Source organism: Pseudomonadota bacterium (genome assembly GCA_027620075.1).
Taxonomy (GTDB): Bacteria; Pseudomonadota; Alphaproteobacteria; order Rickettsiales; family UBA6187; genus 1-14-0-20-39-49.
The window spans coordinates 1-14,335 of sequence record JAQCEY010000012.1; the positions used below are offsets into that span (position 1 = coordinate 1).

General features: G+C 37.6%; 14 protein-coding genes and 1 tRNA gene. 5 read left to right on the forward strand and 10 right to left on the reverse strand.

The features are described 5' to 3' along the window. Positions 1–626 precede the first annotated feature (626 nt). Positions 627–1,514 carry a hypothetical protein gene (locus tag O2942_11145; protein ID MDA0782804.1) on the forward strand — a complete coding sequence of 296 codons (888 nt, stop codon included), beginning with the start codon at positions 627–629 and terminating at the stop codon, positions 1,512–1,514. Between the two features lie 62 nt (positions 1,515–1,576). On the opposite strand, the gene O2942_11150 is transcribed toward O2942_11145, so the two are convergent. The 6 genes from O2942_11150 to O2942_11175 form a co-directional block, all read right to left on the reverse strand. Continuing rightward, positions 1,577–1,867 (reverse strand): IS1595 family transposase, encoded by a 291-nt coding sequence (locus O2942_11150; protein MDA0782805.1) that lies wholly within the window; start codon positions 1,865–1,867, stop codon positions 1,577–1,579. 26 nt (positions 1,868–1,893) lie between these two features. Next, positions 1,894–2,448, reverse strand: a complete 555-nt coding sequence (locus tag O2942_11155) for an IS1595 family transposase (GenBank protein MDA0782806.1) — start codon at positions 2,446–2,448, stop codon at positions 1,894–1,896. Positions 2,449–2,699: 251 nt separating this feature from the next. Beyond that, positions 2,700–3,137 carry a hypothetical protein gene (locus tag O2942_11160; GenBank protein ID MDA0782807.1) on the reverse strand — a complete coding sequence of 146 codons (438 nt, stop codon included), beginning with the start codon at positions 3,135–3,137 and terminating at the stop codon, positions 2,700–2,702. Positions 3,138–3,225: 88 nt separating this feature from the next. Continuing rightward, complete coding sequence (locus O2942_11165; protein MDA0782808.1) at positions 3,226–3,885, reverse strand: outer membrane beta-barrel protein; 660 nt, start codon at positions 3,883–3,885, stop codon at positions 3,226–3,228. Positions 3,886–4,667: 782 nt separating this feature from the next. Continuing rightward, on the reverse strand, positions 4,668–6,233 hold the full coding sequence (locus O2942_11170) for a site-specific integrase (GenBank protein ID MDA0782809.1): 1,566 nt from the start codon (positions 6,231–6,233) through the stop codon (positions 4,668–4,670). Between the two features lie 33 nt (positions 6,234–6,266). Then, a tRNA-Glu gene (locus tag O2942_11175) sits at positions 6,267–6,341 on the reverse strand. Between the two features lie 356 nt (positions 6,342–6,697). Here O2942_11175 and O2942_11180 point away from each other — a divergent pair. The 3 genes from O2942_11180 to O2942_11190 all read left to right on the forward strand — a co-directional run bounded on the left by O2942_11180 (position 6,698) and on the right by O2942_11190 (position 8,930). Continuing rightward, positions 6,698–7,003 (forward strand): prepilin-type N-terminal cleavage/methylation domain-containing protein, encoded by a 306-nt coding sequence (locus O2942_11180; GenBank protein MDA0782810.1) that lies wholly within the window; start codon positions 6,698–6,700, stop codon positions 7,001–7,003. 68 nt (positions 7,004–7,071) lie between these two features. After that, the gene (locus O2942_11185; GenBank protein MDA0782811.1) at positions 7,072–7,485 is read left to right on the forward strand and encodes a hypothetical protein; all 414 of its coding nucleotides are present in this window, start codon (positions 7,072–7,074) and stop codon (positions 7,483–7,485) included. A gap of 125 nt (positions 7,486–7,610) precedes the next feature. Beyond that, positions 7,611–8,930 carry a M20/M25/M40 family metallo-hydrolase gene (locus tag O2942_11190; GenBank protein MDA0782812.1) on the forward strand — a complete coding sequence of 440 codons (1,320 nt, stop codon included), beginning with the start codon at positions 7,611–7,613 and terminating at the stop codon, positions 8,928–8,930. Between the two features lie 12 nt (positions 8,931–8,942). Here O2942_11190 and rpoH read toward each other — a convergent pair whose 3' ends face one another. Then, complete coding sequence (gene rpoH / locus O2942_11195) at positions 8,943–9,815, reverse strand: RNA polymerase sigma factor RpoH (GenBank protein MDA0782813.1); 873 nt, start codon at positions 9,813–9,815, stop codon at positions 8,943–8,945. 85 nt (positions 9,816–9,900) lie between these two features. Next, positions 9,901–10,875 carry an RluA family pseudouridine synthase gene (locus O2942_11200; GenBank protein ID MDA0782814.1) on the reverse strand — a complete coding sequence of 325 codons (975 nt, stop codon included), beginning with the start codon at positions 10,873–10,875 and terminating at the stop codon, positions 9,901–9,903. 193 nt (positions 10,876–11,068) lie between these two features. On the opposite strand from O2942_11200, the gene O2942_11205 reads away from it, so the two are divergent. Beyond that, positions 11,069–12,706 (forward strand): ankyrin repeat domain-containing protein, encoded by a 1,638-nt coding sequence (locus O2942_11205; GenBank protein MDA0782815.1) that lies wholly within the window; start codon positions 11,069–11,071, stop codon positions 12,704–12,706. Positions 12,707–12,717: 11 nt separating this feature from the next. On the opposite strand, the gene nth is transcribed toward O2942_11205, so the two are convergent. Together nth and fabD are read right to left on the reverse strand one after the other, a co-directional pair. Further along, positions 12,718–13,359 carry an endonuclease III gene (nth, locus tag O2942_11210; protein MDA0782816.1) on the reverse strand — a complete coding sequence of 214 codons (642 nt, stop codon included), beginning with the start codon at positions 13,357–13,359 and terminating at the stop codon, positions 12,718–12,720. Positions 13,360–13,375: 16 nt separating this feature from the next. Continuing rightward, positions 13,376–14,317 (reverse strand): ACP S-malonyltransferase, encoded by a 942-nt coding sequence (gene fabD / locus O2942_11215; protein MDA0782817.1) that lies wholly within the window; start codon positions 14,315–14,317, stop codon positions 13,376–13,378. Positions 14,318–14,335 lie beyond the last annotated feature (18 nt).

Consider the following 14,335-nt stretch of genomic DNA (forward strand, 5'->3'; position numbering starts at 1 on the left):
TAAACATGGAAATCTTTTTATCTGGTATCTTGACCAAAATTGGTAGCGGGACAGGGACTTGAACCCCGATTTCACAACCATTATAAATCAGTGCATTGCAGCTTATGATTAATAAAAGGTTTCACCAAAAGGTCGCACTTTAGCAGATAATTGTCAAGATTATTTATATAGAAATATCTTGTAATTACAATGCTATTAGCCCATATGGGGAAAACCATGAGGCTTTATATAAATAACACCTGCCGTAAATTTATAGCATATTTTTGATTGCTGTTAAGGATTTGAACTGGTTTCAAGAGGCTGTATATTCATATGGTAATTTCAAGTAAAATAGCAGTTGCCAATAAATGGCATAATAAAGCCCATACAGAGCAATCTTTATTATTTGATGCCTACGCAAGCAATTGGGTGAACTTGCTTCTCATGGATAAGGTATGAAGGGTTTTCATGCACGTTCAATTGGAAGTATCCTTAACCTCTAGCTAGTATAATAAAACTTCCCGATTATCCCCTTGACGCACGGAGTTGTTGCTAAGTAATAATTTTCTGTTATGTTATTCAACTTATGATAAAATAAAAGTCCCTATTGGCGTAGGGACTTAAAAATTCATTAGTAGGATAATGACATGGAAGATAATAGCAAAAATGCTTTGCCTAAACAAGAAAATATTGGATTTGAATCTATATTAATTAGATATGATGGATTGGACGCAGATAACCATCAAATTGATTTGCATGATTTAGGCGTTTCAGTACAAGGTATTTCTAAAATAATTACCACTATAGCCACTTTTTCAATTACTAAAAATTATAAAAAAGGACAGAGAAATTTAGATTGCCGAGTCGTTGTAGGAGTGCCAAAAGAAAATTGTTACTCTCTGCAAGCCTTTATAGAAGTATTAGACAAAAGCCCTTTCTTGTCTACCGCAGCAGCAGGAATATGTTCTGGGCTTACAGTATTAATATTTCAATACGTCTGGGCTTTATTATCTGGTAGGGACAAGGAAATGGACGTATTACGCACCGCATTAATTGAATCTATGAGTCAGAACGGAAAAAGAGAAGACCGTTTACTTGATATTATTGATAAAATGGCTATGGGGCTACTATCATCGGCAAAACAAGCCGTACAGCCTATAGAACGCTCCTGCAAGACTATAAAATTTGGTAATAAGGAAGGATATTATACTACAGTAGATACTGCTGACAAGAAGGTTATACATAGTGAAGATGTCAGCTTCACGAATCCACAGCCTTATAATGTTTTCATTACTGAATTAGATATGAAAAACTTTACATGCAAAGTGTCTTTAATAGAAGATTTGCATAGAAGATTTAACGCAAAAATTACCGACCCTCAAATTGAACTTCCAAACAATAAATATGTTGTTGCAATGGCTGATAAAAAGGCAATAATTGTAATTGCCAAACAAAGACTTCAAAAAGATATAGTAAAGGAGTTCATAATCAGTGATATTAAAAACGACGCTCAAAGAAGCCTTGAAGAGTGGTAAACTTAACGAGTTCATAAAAGAGCGTAAAGGCTTAACTGGTAATAAAGAGGTTTTCGATAAAGCTATTTCTTCAATGGCAAAGGGAAAGTCCCCAAAAGTTCAGGAAGCATATTCTCTGGAGAAAGACGAGAGTTAAACCTGTATTCAAATTCTGCTGCATATTTATCAAGGTGTTTACCTGAAATGTGAATATGAGTACCGTTAATGCTTGATTTTAGACGTGACCAGAAGCCTTCTAATGTGTTTACATGGCTTCCGTTTACTGAATATTGTTTAGCACCATGATTGCAACGCTTATGCGTATAACCCATGTTATCAAGCCCATTGTAAGGGCGGTATTCATCACTGTGAATAGTTGAGCCTTCCGTTACATTATAAGCTATATGCCCTTTAGAGTCACACCTTTAGTATCAGCAACAACTTTAGTCATAATATCACCATCACGGTCTAACATACCAAAAAGAATAGTTTTGCCTTCTGCCCCACGCCCTCTTTTGCCTTCTCTGTGACCGCCTATGTATGTTACATCAACTTCAATCTCACCATCTAAAGGAGCGTTACCATCAACAAAGCCCATATGTTGCCTTATTTCATGCCCCATACGCCAAGCACATTTATAAGTTACTCCTAATTGTCTTTGAAGCTCTTTAGCTGATACACCGCTTCTAGTTTTTGTGAATAGGTATATAGCAAAAAACCATAGTTGTAGCGATGTTCTCGAACCTTCAAAAAGAGTGCCAGCAGTAGGGTGTATATGATTCCCACATTTGCCACATGAATATACAGGGCGGTTTGCAAGCCTATACCACTTACTTTGAGTGTTACAATTAGAACAAGTATGTTCTTGACCATAACGCACATCAAACAAGTGCTTTAAACAAGTTGTATCATCTGGAAACTGTTTAAAAAATTGCTGTATAGTTGTTGCTTTCATGTTAATATCCTTTCGTTATAAGGATATTATATACTTACTTCTTCCGTGCGTCAAGGGGATAATCGGGTAATATAATAAATGGATTAAGTAAGTTATTCCAGTAATTAATTATATTAGCCTATTAACCAGCTATGAAGCTTACACAAATCTATCTGAATTATGGGTATTCTGATTAGCTCGTAATAAGTAAGATATGTAAGTATTTATATATCCGTCCCATGTGCTTCTTTAATAAAATCCCTTGTTCTTACTCAATCTTGAAACTCTACATCACCAATACTAAATTGCTCACCAAATTTACTTCCTAATTTTTCTGGGTTAAGGTGGTGTTCATAAGCTCTAACACAAGGCTCTATATCAAGCATGTCTAATATAGAAATTTTTACTCCGTCTTCTGTAGTGGTGGGTACAAGTGCTTTATTGCTAGCTATAGCAGCCTCATTATATACCTTATGCCATTCCTCAAAGGAGTTATATGGAAAGTCTACCATCTGAAATACTCCTTCTTTAAGGTTATGATGTACATAAGGAATGCCTTTAGCCTCAATTTTAGCTTTTTTCTCGTTCATTAAATTTAAGGATTGGTTATATAGTTCTCTAAAGTTTGATTCTATAGCTTTCTTTTTATGCCTGCTATACAAATACCAAATTACATAACTTATTAATGCTATGCTAAATAAAGCTTCCAATTTACTATATCTCCATCATTAGGTGTATTAAGGTTAATCCCCTCCAGATTAAGGAGGGGTATGGATAACAAATTATTACAGGATAGCCCTAGAACTTATAATTAAGCCCTACAGTGTACACCATGCTATCATCTGCTACATCATCAAAGTCAGCAGTCTGATAGCGTCCTATGGCTCTGAAATTAAGATTATCATTTATGTTTATTTGTCCACCTAGACCAGCTCTGAAACCAACTTCTGTTTCGTCTGCACTACCTGCACCAACTCCGGGTACGTTAAAGGTAACTTCTGCATTTGTTATCGATAGTCCAGCAGTTCCGATTAGCTCAAACCTTTCTTGTTTATCTATAGGCAAGTATCCAAGAGCATCAAGAGTAAGACCTTGAGAGGTTACATCGGTAGTAAAGTTAGCAGTGGCAACCGTTCCAGTTCCTACTGTACTACCATTAGCTATGTTCTTGCTCTCCTCAATATTATAAAAATATCCAATCTCAAACCCTACATGCTTATGAGGTCTGATACCAGCATGTAAATTAAAGCCGTTTAGAGCGTCTTCTAAGATAATATTTCCATCTACTGATGTTCCACCGCCAAACTTAGTATAGTTGCTGTTATAGTCCAGTGTAGTGCGTTGGTAGTCAATACCTATATAAGGATTAAGCTCCTTTAATGAACCTGCATTTGCTGTAGATACCATTAAACCGCCTATAGCAGTACTGATAAATAATTTCTTTAGATTAGTTTTCATATTGTTAACTCCCGTTATATTAATAAAAATAGTCACCAACTATTATGCTGGTGACTGGGAGTTTTAACACACGGCAAATAGGTCGTGCCCTCTGCTTTTACACAAAGTGCTATTACATGACAGAGGACTCCCAGCCATAGAAACTGAGAGTCCGAATACACGGTTCGGATAACCGCTATTTGCTAGGAGTGTTAAAGCTCCAGAACAGTAACACACTGCTCCGAGAGGGAATTTATAATATGTTGAGGGGTATTACAAGTCAAATGTGTTTGGCGTATATGTATTATTGAGCATAGTAGTCTCTTACAGTGCTATATATAGTATGTTTACTAATTGTATTAAGTTATATTAGTTTATTGCTATTATAGTAATACTGTGAATACTATTAGTATTTATATTCTTATTACACATAGTTATATCTTTATAGTCAATACCTATTAGTATTAATCTAGTATATACATTCAGTAGTTATCTTATGTATGTTTTACATCTGTCTTTATTTCTATCTTTTATCTATTCTATCTATCATCTATTTACTTCTATTATATACTCTTAGTAGTATTATATATGTATATAATATACTACTACTGTATGTACTACTTGTAATTACTTACAAGTTGAAACTGATACTAACTAATTATAAGGTACATAGTATTGTTACTACTTAGTAGTTAAATTAATAACCTGCTGTATTATATATTAAATGCAAAAGATAGATACAATCCACACTTAATCGTTATTTTAAAGTACCTATAGCCAGCTTTTTGTTATTGAGTTTTCTCTTAATATGGCAGTTTATGAAGTGCGTTATTAAGTTGTGATAGCTTGTAGCCTTCCTGTGCATATTTGGCAGTCATTCCCGTTGTTACAGTATGACCGAGTATAGATTGAATCTTGAATAGCTCTACTTCGTTTTGTAATAACCTTGTATTAACGGTATGACGTAAGCAGTGGAAAGACACATTCTTGTTCTTGATTTCCAATGCTGGTAAAAGGCTTTCATTAAAAAACCTGCCTAAATTTCTACCATACCCCTTTTTGCTCCATGATAGCTGATATAGCACACGCTTCTTGCCTTGCTTCTTAAGTTTCTCTACGTATTCAATAAAGCCCAGCTTAATAAGTTTCTCGTGGATAGGTATTTTGCGTTTTGATGTTTTGGTTTTCAGTTCCTTATCGCCATTATCATTTACGTCAATATACCAAATTTCCTCCGTATTCTTAATATCGCTAACTTCTAACTGTGCTATTTCATTAAGCCTTGCACCTGTGTACATAGCTATCAATATGCCCCAGTACTGATATTCCTTTTTTATACGGCTCTTAGGATAGTTATGTAGTTCAGCTAGTATCTTGCTAATGTCTGCATCACTGAAAGGATACCTGACCTCTTGTTGTTTATTCGTAATGTTCGCCTTAATGCTTTTAAAAGGGTTTGTCTCGCAATAGCTTCTACTTTCGCACCATTGGAAAAATAGGCTGTATGCTCCTATGTACTTTTTTATAGTTCCGGTGCTTATTTTTTCTACATCTTTCACCTTACTGGCTTCTAAGATGCTTAATCCTTGTGTTAGTGGGTTTGTATCTCTTCTGGAAGGTAAGTTGTAGATTGTATCTGCTACCTTTCCAGCCCTCTCTTTGTCAATGTCGTTAGTATTAAAGTTGTTTCCTAGAATCTCTTTCAATACCTCAAGGAATGATATAATTTCGTGTCTTCTGCCGTTACCCCAGTTTCTTTCAGTCTTACTAGCCTCTATGAATTTAGGTATTACATCATCAAGTTTATAAAATCCTTTTCTTACTAATGTCTTAGGCTCTCCTCTTAGACCAACATTAAAGGCTCTCTCGTTATACTCATGCAGTTCTTTGTAATAATCTGGAAGATTGCGTTTAACGTACCTATGAAGTGTCTGGAAGTCCTCACTATCTGTTTCTATGTCTATACCTGCATCTTTGATAAATTTCTCTGTATGAGGCTTAGGGTCGTGTTCTAGGCTAAGTAATGCACTGCTCCATTTGTTAATACGATTAGTATAGCATGGTGTTTTATCAATCTCCCTTTTGTATTTGTCTAACTTGTTTCTTAGATAATCACCTACTATCTGCTTGGCTTCTTGGTCGTTCACTAGGCTTTCCTTATGCTGGTTCATAATTTGGCTAGAATGATACTCTAACTTCTTGGCAAGAATCAATGCTTCTTTTGGCTCTCTTGTTCTAAGGGATAGGTAAATATAACTGGTTTGTTCTTTATTGTTAAGTAATGGATAACGAAAGTAATATACTTTATGACGTGATAGAGTAAGGTAGGACGGATTGTACATTGCGACACCTGTTCGATGCACCGCCATTTCTAAATCGCAAGCTATTGATTTTAAAAGGAATGGTGACCCCTACGGGATTCGAACCCGTGTTACCAGGATGAAAACCTGGCGTCCTAACCACTAGACGAAGGGGCCTTTAGCTAGTTGAGGCATGCTTTTTATAGTAAGTTATAGATAAAATCAAGCAAAGAATTGCGTATAGGTGAATTTTTTTGTTTTTTTATATAGAAAATGAAAATGTATTATTAATGTTTCGTTGGCGTGTTTTGGTATCATAAATTGGTATTGTTGAATTAGTATAGCTAAATAGGCATAATGTTATGGAAGGGGTTTGTTTCAGCATGGTAGAAATAAAGATTGCTATATAATTTATACAAAATCTATCAATAGTAAGTATTCCCTTAAAATCGTAAGGGAAATTAACTAATTATTAACTTGAAAATGCAATAATATTAGATTATTAACAGTAGATTTTGAGGAAAAATACATGCATGTTTATAACCCTGAAAGACCGAAGACCTGAGTCTGAGAAGGGATTTACTCTGATTGAGTTATCTATAGTAATAGTAATTATCGGGCTTATCGTTGCAGGAGTGGTTGGCGGGCAGGCTTTGGTTAATCAATCAAAGTTAAGAACAATTATAACAGAGCTTAATCAATTCAAATTCCAAATTAACACTTTTTACCTTGAATATAATGCGTTACCGGGAGATATGCCTAATGCTCATTCTTATTGGCCGAATTGTAATAGCGGTGCCACAGCGGTCCAGTGTAACGGTGATGGAAATGGAAGATAATTTATACACACAATTTAAATGATAACGAAACAGCAAGATTCTGGCAGCATTTAAGTTTATCCGGAATTGTGAGCAGACAGCTTGACGGTACTGCCGTTTTCGATAATTGCGGCGAGGACAGTTGTTATTTCTCTCGGACAGGGAAAGCAAGGTATTGGACCCATAGCAATATTGAACATTATAACAATCGTATACCTACTCTCGATCTTACTAGAGTGTTGATGTATTCAGCCGGACCAAAAGGTTATGATAATTGGTGGGAACCGGCTTATACGGTTCCGGAAGCATACAGCCTAGATGTAAAATTAGATGACGGAATAGCAAATGAAGGTAACTTTATAGCATACCATAATATAGGTGGAGGTCTAACTGTTGATGGGTGTTCGGATAATTATCTATCAACCGGTGGAGCAGATTATGTAGCAGCAAATTTAAGTGATAAGTCTACTAAAAGATGCTCTATAGCTTATGTGATTAAGTAGCAAAATTTTAAAGACGCTCTATCCGCAAAACTGCGGACAGTCCAAGCGATATAAAAAAAGAAGGTGGAATTAATCGTTATCATTTATTATAATGATACGCTTTTTAATATATAATCAATATTTCAATGTCCTCGTTAATCTTCCCGTTAATATCAAAAATAAAACCCGATGATAGCGGTTTGGTAAACGACTTTGAGGCGTTTAAGGCTTTACTTGCCGAATTGATATCATATGAAACGGTTAGTTCCCATAACAAGAATGAGGCGGAATCTACTTGTGAATTAGCAAATGATATAGCAAGTGTATTAAAGAAATTCGGAGCTAAAGTTAATCTTATTGATGCCGATTACCCGCAGGGGGTAAAACAAAATACCCTAATCGCAAGGTTTGGGGCTGAAACTGAGGGGGGAGTTGTTTTTTCAGGGCATATGGACGTTATACCTGCAAGAGGGCAAAACGGCTGGGATTCAGACCCGTTTGTGCTGACGCAAAAAGGTGATAGGCTGATAGGGCGAGGGGCTACCGATATGAAGGGGGCTGTTTGTGCATATATTGCCATGTCGGAAAAGTTACGGTCTATGCAGCTTAAAAAGCCTGTTTACTTTGCCTTTTCGTGGGGGGAGGAAATAGGGTGTTGCGGTAACGATCATTTGCTCGAAGGGTTAGAGAAAATGGGAGCAAAGCCTGATATTGTGGTCGTCGGTGAGCCTACTGACGGGCTGATAATCACCGGTCACAAAGGAGGAGGGCAGCAAAAAGCCGTATTTAAAGGCTCGGCAGGGCATTCGGCTTATCCCAAAGAGGGTGTAAGTGCAATTAAATATGCGGCTAAATTTGTTGAATCACTAACATTGCTGGAAGAAAAATTTGAAAAAGACACAGCATCGCATGATAAGGATTTTTATCCGTCATACCATACTATAAATGTCGGTGTTATAGCAGGAGGGAAGGCGGCTAATGTTATTTGCGACCATGCGGAAGTTTTGTTTAACGCAAGGTTTTTAGCTGGCAGGGCAGATGAACTATTTTGTATGATAAGAGAGCAAGCCGATATTCTTAATAAACAAATGCAGGAAGAGGCGTTGCGGGTTAAAAAAAATAAAAATCTTGATTATGCCCCTAAAGTGGGAGTCGAGCTTATAGATGTTACTATAAATGAAGGGCTTATAAAACAAAATGATAACCCTAAGTTAAAAAGGACGGTGGAAATATTCAATAAAACCGAAGGAAATAATGTTGCTCATAACCCTTTGGCAACAAAGGCTTATTTGACAGATGCAGGCGGCATATCTCATCTTTATAAAAATGATGAAACTTTGGTTATTGTTTGTGGGCCGGGAGGGATATTACAAAACGCACATGCCCCTAATGAATGGATAACGGTTGAGCAGTTTAAAAACTCTCTTAAATTTCCGATGGCGTTGGTTAGGGAGTATTGTTTGTAAGTAGTCGTGAATTTAATTTTGCTGCCCGACAACTGCCTCTTGCAATTTTTCCATTGCACGGTTTTCAATCTGACGTACACGCTCACGGGAAATATCATATTCCTGACTCAAGTCCTCTAAAGTAACGGCAGGCTCGGACATACGGCGTTTCATTATTATATCACGCTCACGCTCGTTTAATGCGTCCATTGCTTTGAAAAGAAGACTTTTTCTGTATTCCAAATCCTGACTTGCGGCAAGAACTATATCATGGCTTTCTTCTTCGTTAGCTACAAAATCTATCATTTCGCCCGAATCTTCCTCATAGCCTAGGGCAGGGGAGTTTAATGACTGGTCACCTTGGGTAAGGCGTGAATCCATCTCCAGAACTTCGCTTTCGGAAACGTCCAAATCGCTTGCTATCTGCTTTACTTCGGAAGGAGTCAGCATATTGTTGTCAAGCTTATCAAGACGGCTTTTCATCTTACGAAGGTTAAAGAATAATTTTTTCTGGGCGGCGGTAGTACCGATTTTTACCAATGACCATGAGTGAAGCACATATTCTTGAATAGATGCCTTAATCCACCACATAGCATAAGTGGAAAGGCGGAAACCTTTTGTGTGATCGAACTTTTTTACTGCTTGCATAAGACCGATATTGCCTTCTGCCACCATATCCATGATGGGAAGACCGTAATTCCTGAAGCCTGAGGCTATTTTTACAACAAGGCGTAAGTGGCTTGTAACAAGCTTGTGAGCTGCTTTAATATCTCCGTCCTCACACCATTTTTTAGCCAAATCCTGCTCCTCGTCTTGAGTCAGGTAGGGGAATTTGCTGATTTGGCTCATATAGCCGGTAAGGGTTGTATCCCCTGATAAAACCGGTAATGTGTTAGCGTTAACCATACAAAAAAACCTCTTATAAAAAAATATAACGTTCTTTTTAAAAATGACTGGAAATTTACAGACACATTATAACAGTTTGCTGTTACTATTTCAAGTCATTTAACAGATTTTCCAATTCTTTCATATCGCTTGGCAAATCACATACTATATTAATATAGTTATTGTTTGAAGGATGTTCAACCCCTACTTGCGAAGAATGTAGTGCCTGACGATTAAAACTTTGTAAAAACCTATATAAATCCTCGCTAAGAGCCTTCATTTTATTGTTATTTTTGTTGCCGTATAGAGGGTCGCCGATAAGCGGGTGTCCTTTATCCGTAAAATGTACACGTATCTGATGGGTTCTGCCGGTTTGCAGGCGACATTCAATCTTGCTGGCAATACTCTGACCGTAAATCTTTTTTACCTCATAATGTGTGACGGCGTGCTTGCCTTTATCCTCTGTCGTGGTCATTTTAAGGCGGTGTTTGGGGTTGCGGTCAATATAGGTTTCTATAGTGCCGCTATAAGGTTTTGGTACGCCCCAGCAAAAAGCGGTATATACACGCTTGGCTGTCCGCTCGGAAATCTGCTTGGATAACTTATTATGGGCGTTATCGGTCTTTGCAACAAGAATCAGACCGCTCGTGTCCTTATCAAGACGATGCACAATGCCGGGGCGTGCAACTCCGCCGACTCCCGATAAGTTATCGCCACAATATGCCATAAGGGCGTTTACCATCGTCTCGTTGTAATTACCCGCACCCGGATGAACCGTAAGACCCGCCTGTTTATTGATTATCAGGAACTCATCATCTTCATATTTTATATCTAATTTTATGTTGTGATTAGGAAGTATGTCGGAAGGCTCGGCAGGCGGTATTTCCATGCTGAAAGTTTCATCTGGTTTGACCTTGTATTTTGCATCGGTTATTACTTTGTCGCCCTTGGTTACGTAACCGTCTTCAATTAAAACCTTAACTCTGCTGCGTGAAAGTTCTATATTATCTGACAGGAACTTATCAAGACGTTTGCCTTTATCGCTTAAACTACTTGTGAATGTTTGTGTAGGTTCTTCCATAAATATATACATACTATAACAAATTTACGCTATTATACCCAATCTGTTACAATGTGCAAATTTAAAGTAGTTTTTTATCTTCCACCCGTTTGTGTCAAAAGTTAATTGAATGTTAATATTTTTCGTTGTATAATTGTGACTTTATTTATATTAGATGATACATAAAATTATTTAGTTAATTAAGGTAATTGTAATGGGAAAAAACAATTCAGCCTCTTTTAATGAAGAGTCAAAGAAGCCAAGCGTTCTTTTAGTTATTGAAGATGAGTTTGCGTCATCATACGGGCGTATAAAAAAAGAAGTGGGCGATAATGTTAGAATCGTAGGTAATGGTGAGAGGAATGTTTCCGATGATGAAATATTAGATGCTATGAAGGAGATGCAGGGAGAGAATAAGGATAACCCTGTTCATGTAATAATATCACAGCATGGTGCAGAAAAATTAAGGGAATCTAAAGGTGATTATAAACAGCATAATACGACAGAAAGAATTTCTAAGATGTGCGAACAAGGTGCGGCATCAGTGGATCTTTTTTCTTGCTATGGCGGAACTTTATTTGAAAATGATGAGCTTGCAGCAAGAGGTGCGGAAAATAATCCTCCGATAACCGTTAGTGCAAACCGTAAGAATACGGCGCCTACAATTGAAAGCGATTTAGAAATCATTGATACAATAAAAGATATAACTGAAGGCAAATCTCTGGCACAAAGGCGTATAGATAGTGTTATGCGTGACACGGAAACCAAGTATTACAGTCGAGGTGACAAAAACACAGGTCCTAAAGTAAGTAAAGAAAATTACGATCAGGAAAAGGAAGTTATAACCGATGATGAAAAATTAAAAAGTGATATTAAGCGTAGGGTGGAACATGCGGCAAAAAGCAGTAACGAACCTTTAGAAAGCGACTTGGTAACAAGTAAGAAAAAGGAGGTAGATGAATATTCTAAAGATGACGTTAATGCTTATAGGAAAAAAGTGTTTCAAACCGCTAGTTGGAGGGGAAATTCAGAGAGGGTTAAGGCTAGCTTAGAAGTAGAAGGAGTTATTGACGTTAATGAAAAAGGCAAAGATGGAATGACGGCAATCCATCGTGCCGCTTTAGAAAATCATTCTGATGTTTTAGATATTTTATTAAGTCAGGAAGGAGCCGATGTTAATGCTAAAAATGATAAAGATTTGACACCTCTGCATTTTGCTGCAGAAGCAGGCAGTGTAGATGCTGCGAGAAAACTAATAGAAAAAGGAGCGGATGTTAATAGTCAGGATTCTAACCTTAAAAATACACCGCTTCACTATGCTTCAAAATCGGCAGGCAATACAATGGAAATCACAGATGTTTTACTTGAAGCGGGTGCGGATATTGATATCAAGAACGCTATAAGAGAGACTCCGAAAGAAACTGCACAAAGAAGAGGCAATGTTGGTGTTCAGCTAAGAATTGAAGGGGCTGAGGAGGCAAGAAGGTATGAAGCGAAGCAATCTTCACCGGCTTCCGAGATTCCTCAATTTACTTTTGAGATGCCAAATTTTGAGCAGTCGGTTTTAAATCAACCGACTGTGGATATAGATGATTTATCTATTGGTGCCGATAGTTTTCTTGCAAATCTGGAAGCCGAGATGAAGGAGCTTGAATTTAATCCTAAAAAAAGCACTCCGGTCAGAGTGGAAAATGGTCATGATGTTGTTAAGGATACAAGCAATATAAGACCGAAAGCCAAAGAGCATATAGAAAAAAACTCATCAAAAATGAGAGATGTTAGTTCACAAGAAAAAGCTGCCAAACCAATCGGTACACAAAATTTGGGAAAGGAAAGCGGTAGAGAGCGTTAATATTTTTCAAGTTATTTCGAACCTAAATTCTTATCTTTATATTCGCAGAAATTTATTATATCACAGCGGTGGCATAGGGGTTTTCGGGCTTCGCAGATATATCTGCCGTGTAGGATTAGCCAGTGGTGGGCGTGTTGCAGCCATTTTGACGGAATTACTTTTAAGAGTTTTGCTCCTGTTGTGTCGGGAGTTTTTGTTTTTACCAGACCAAGGCGGTTACTAACCCTGAAAACGTGAGTATCAACGGCAATTGTGGGCTTGCCGAACGCACAGTTTAGAACTACATCAGCGGTTTTTACGCCGACTCCCGGAAGTGCCTTGAGCGAGTCGAAGTCGTCAGGAACCTGACTATTATGCTTTTCTATCAGCATGTTGCTTAAAGCCATAACGTTTTTTGCCTTTGAATTAAAAAGACCTATTGTCTTGATATATTTCTTCAAGCCTTCCTCGCCTAAGTCTACCATATCCTCTGGCGTTTGTACTGCCTTGAACAAAGATTCAGTAGCCTTATTAACACCTACATCGGTAGCTTGTGCCGATAATACTACCGCTACTAATAACGTGTAATTATTAACGTAATTAAGCTCGGTTTTAGGTTCGGGGGTCTGTTCGGAAAAAACTGAAAATATCTTATCAACGGTTTCTTTTTTCATTTTCGCATATAATATTTTATAAACTTTTTAGAAAATTCTCCATATCTTCAACCGTCTGTACGGAAGAGCTTTCTATATCACTATCGATACGCTTTACCAGTGTGGATAGCACTTTGCCCGCACCGAACTCTACTATTTTATTTATACCTTTTTCCTTCAGTTTTAATACCGATTCACGCCAGCGAACCGTTCCGGTTACCTGTTTTACCAGTAATTTCTTTATATCTTCGGAGTCTATAACTACATCGGCGGTTACATTTGCGATTAACGGGACGTTTGGGCTTTTTAAGTTAACTATACCTAATGCATCTGCCATAATCTTAGCGGCAGGCAGCATTAGTTCACAGTGGAAAGGTGCGCTAACTGCAAGTTTTATAGCTCTCTTAATCCCGTAATTTTGAGCGGCAATTATAGCTTGATCGATTGCTTTTACATCACCGCTAATTACGACCTGTCCGCCTCCGTTGTCATTTGCGGCCTGACATACTCCGTAGCCTGATACTTCCTTTGAGATTTTTGCAGCCTGTTCATAATCAGTGCCTATCAATGCCGCCATACTTCCCTGACCTTCGGGGACTGCATCTGCCATAGCATTGCCTCGTATTCTGAGCAATTTTGCCGTGTCCGAAAGCGATATTGCACCTGCGGCACATAAAGCACTATATTCACCAAGAGAATGACCGGCGACATAATGACACATATCCGAAAGCTTCTTGCCGCTTTGCTTTTCTATAGTTCTTGTTATGGCAATAGATGTAGCCATAAGAGCCGGTTGAGTGTTCCGAGTCATCGTAAGATCTTCGATAGTGCCTTCAAATATCAGGGTTGACAGCTTTTCATTAAGTGCTTCGTCAACTTCTTCAAAAACTTCTCTGGCAGATGCAAAATTGTCTGCAAAATCCTTACCCATACCTACAAATTGAGAACCCTGCCCCGGAAATACGAATGCTTTACTCATTATTTACCTCGTTATAAT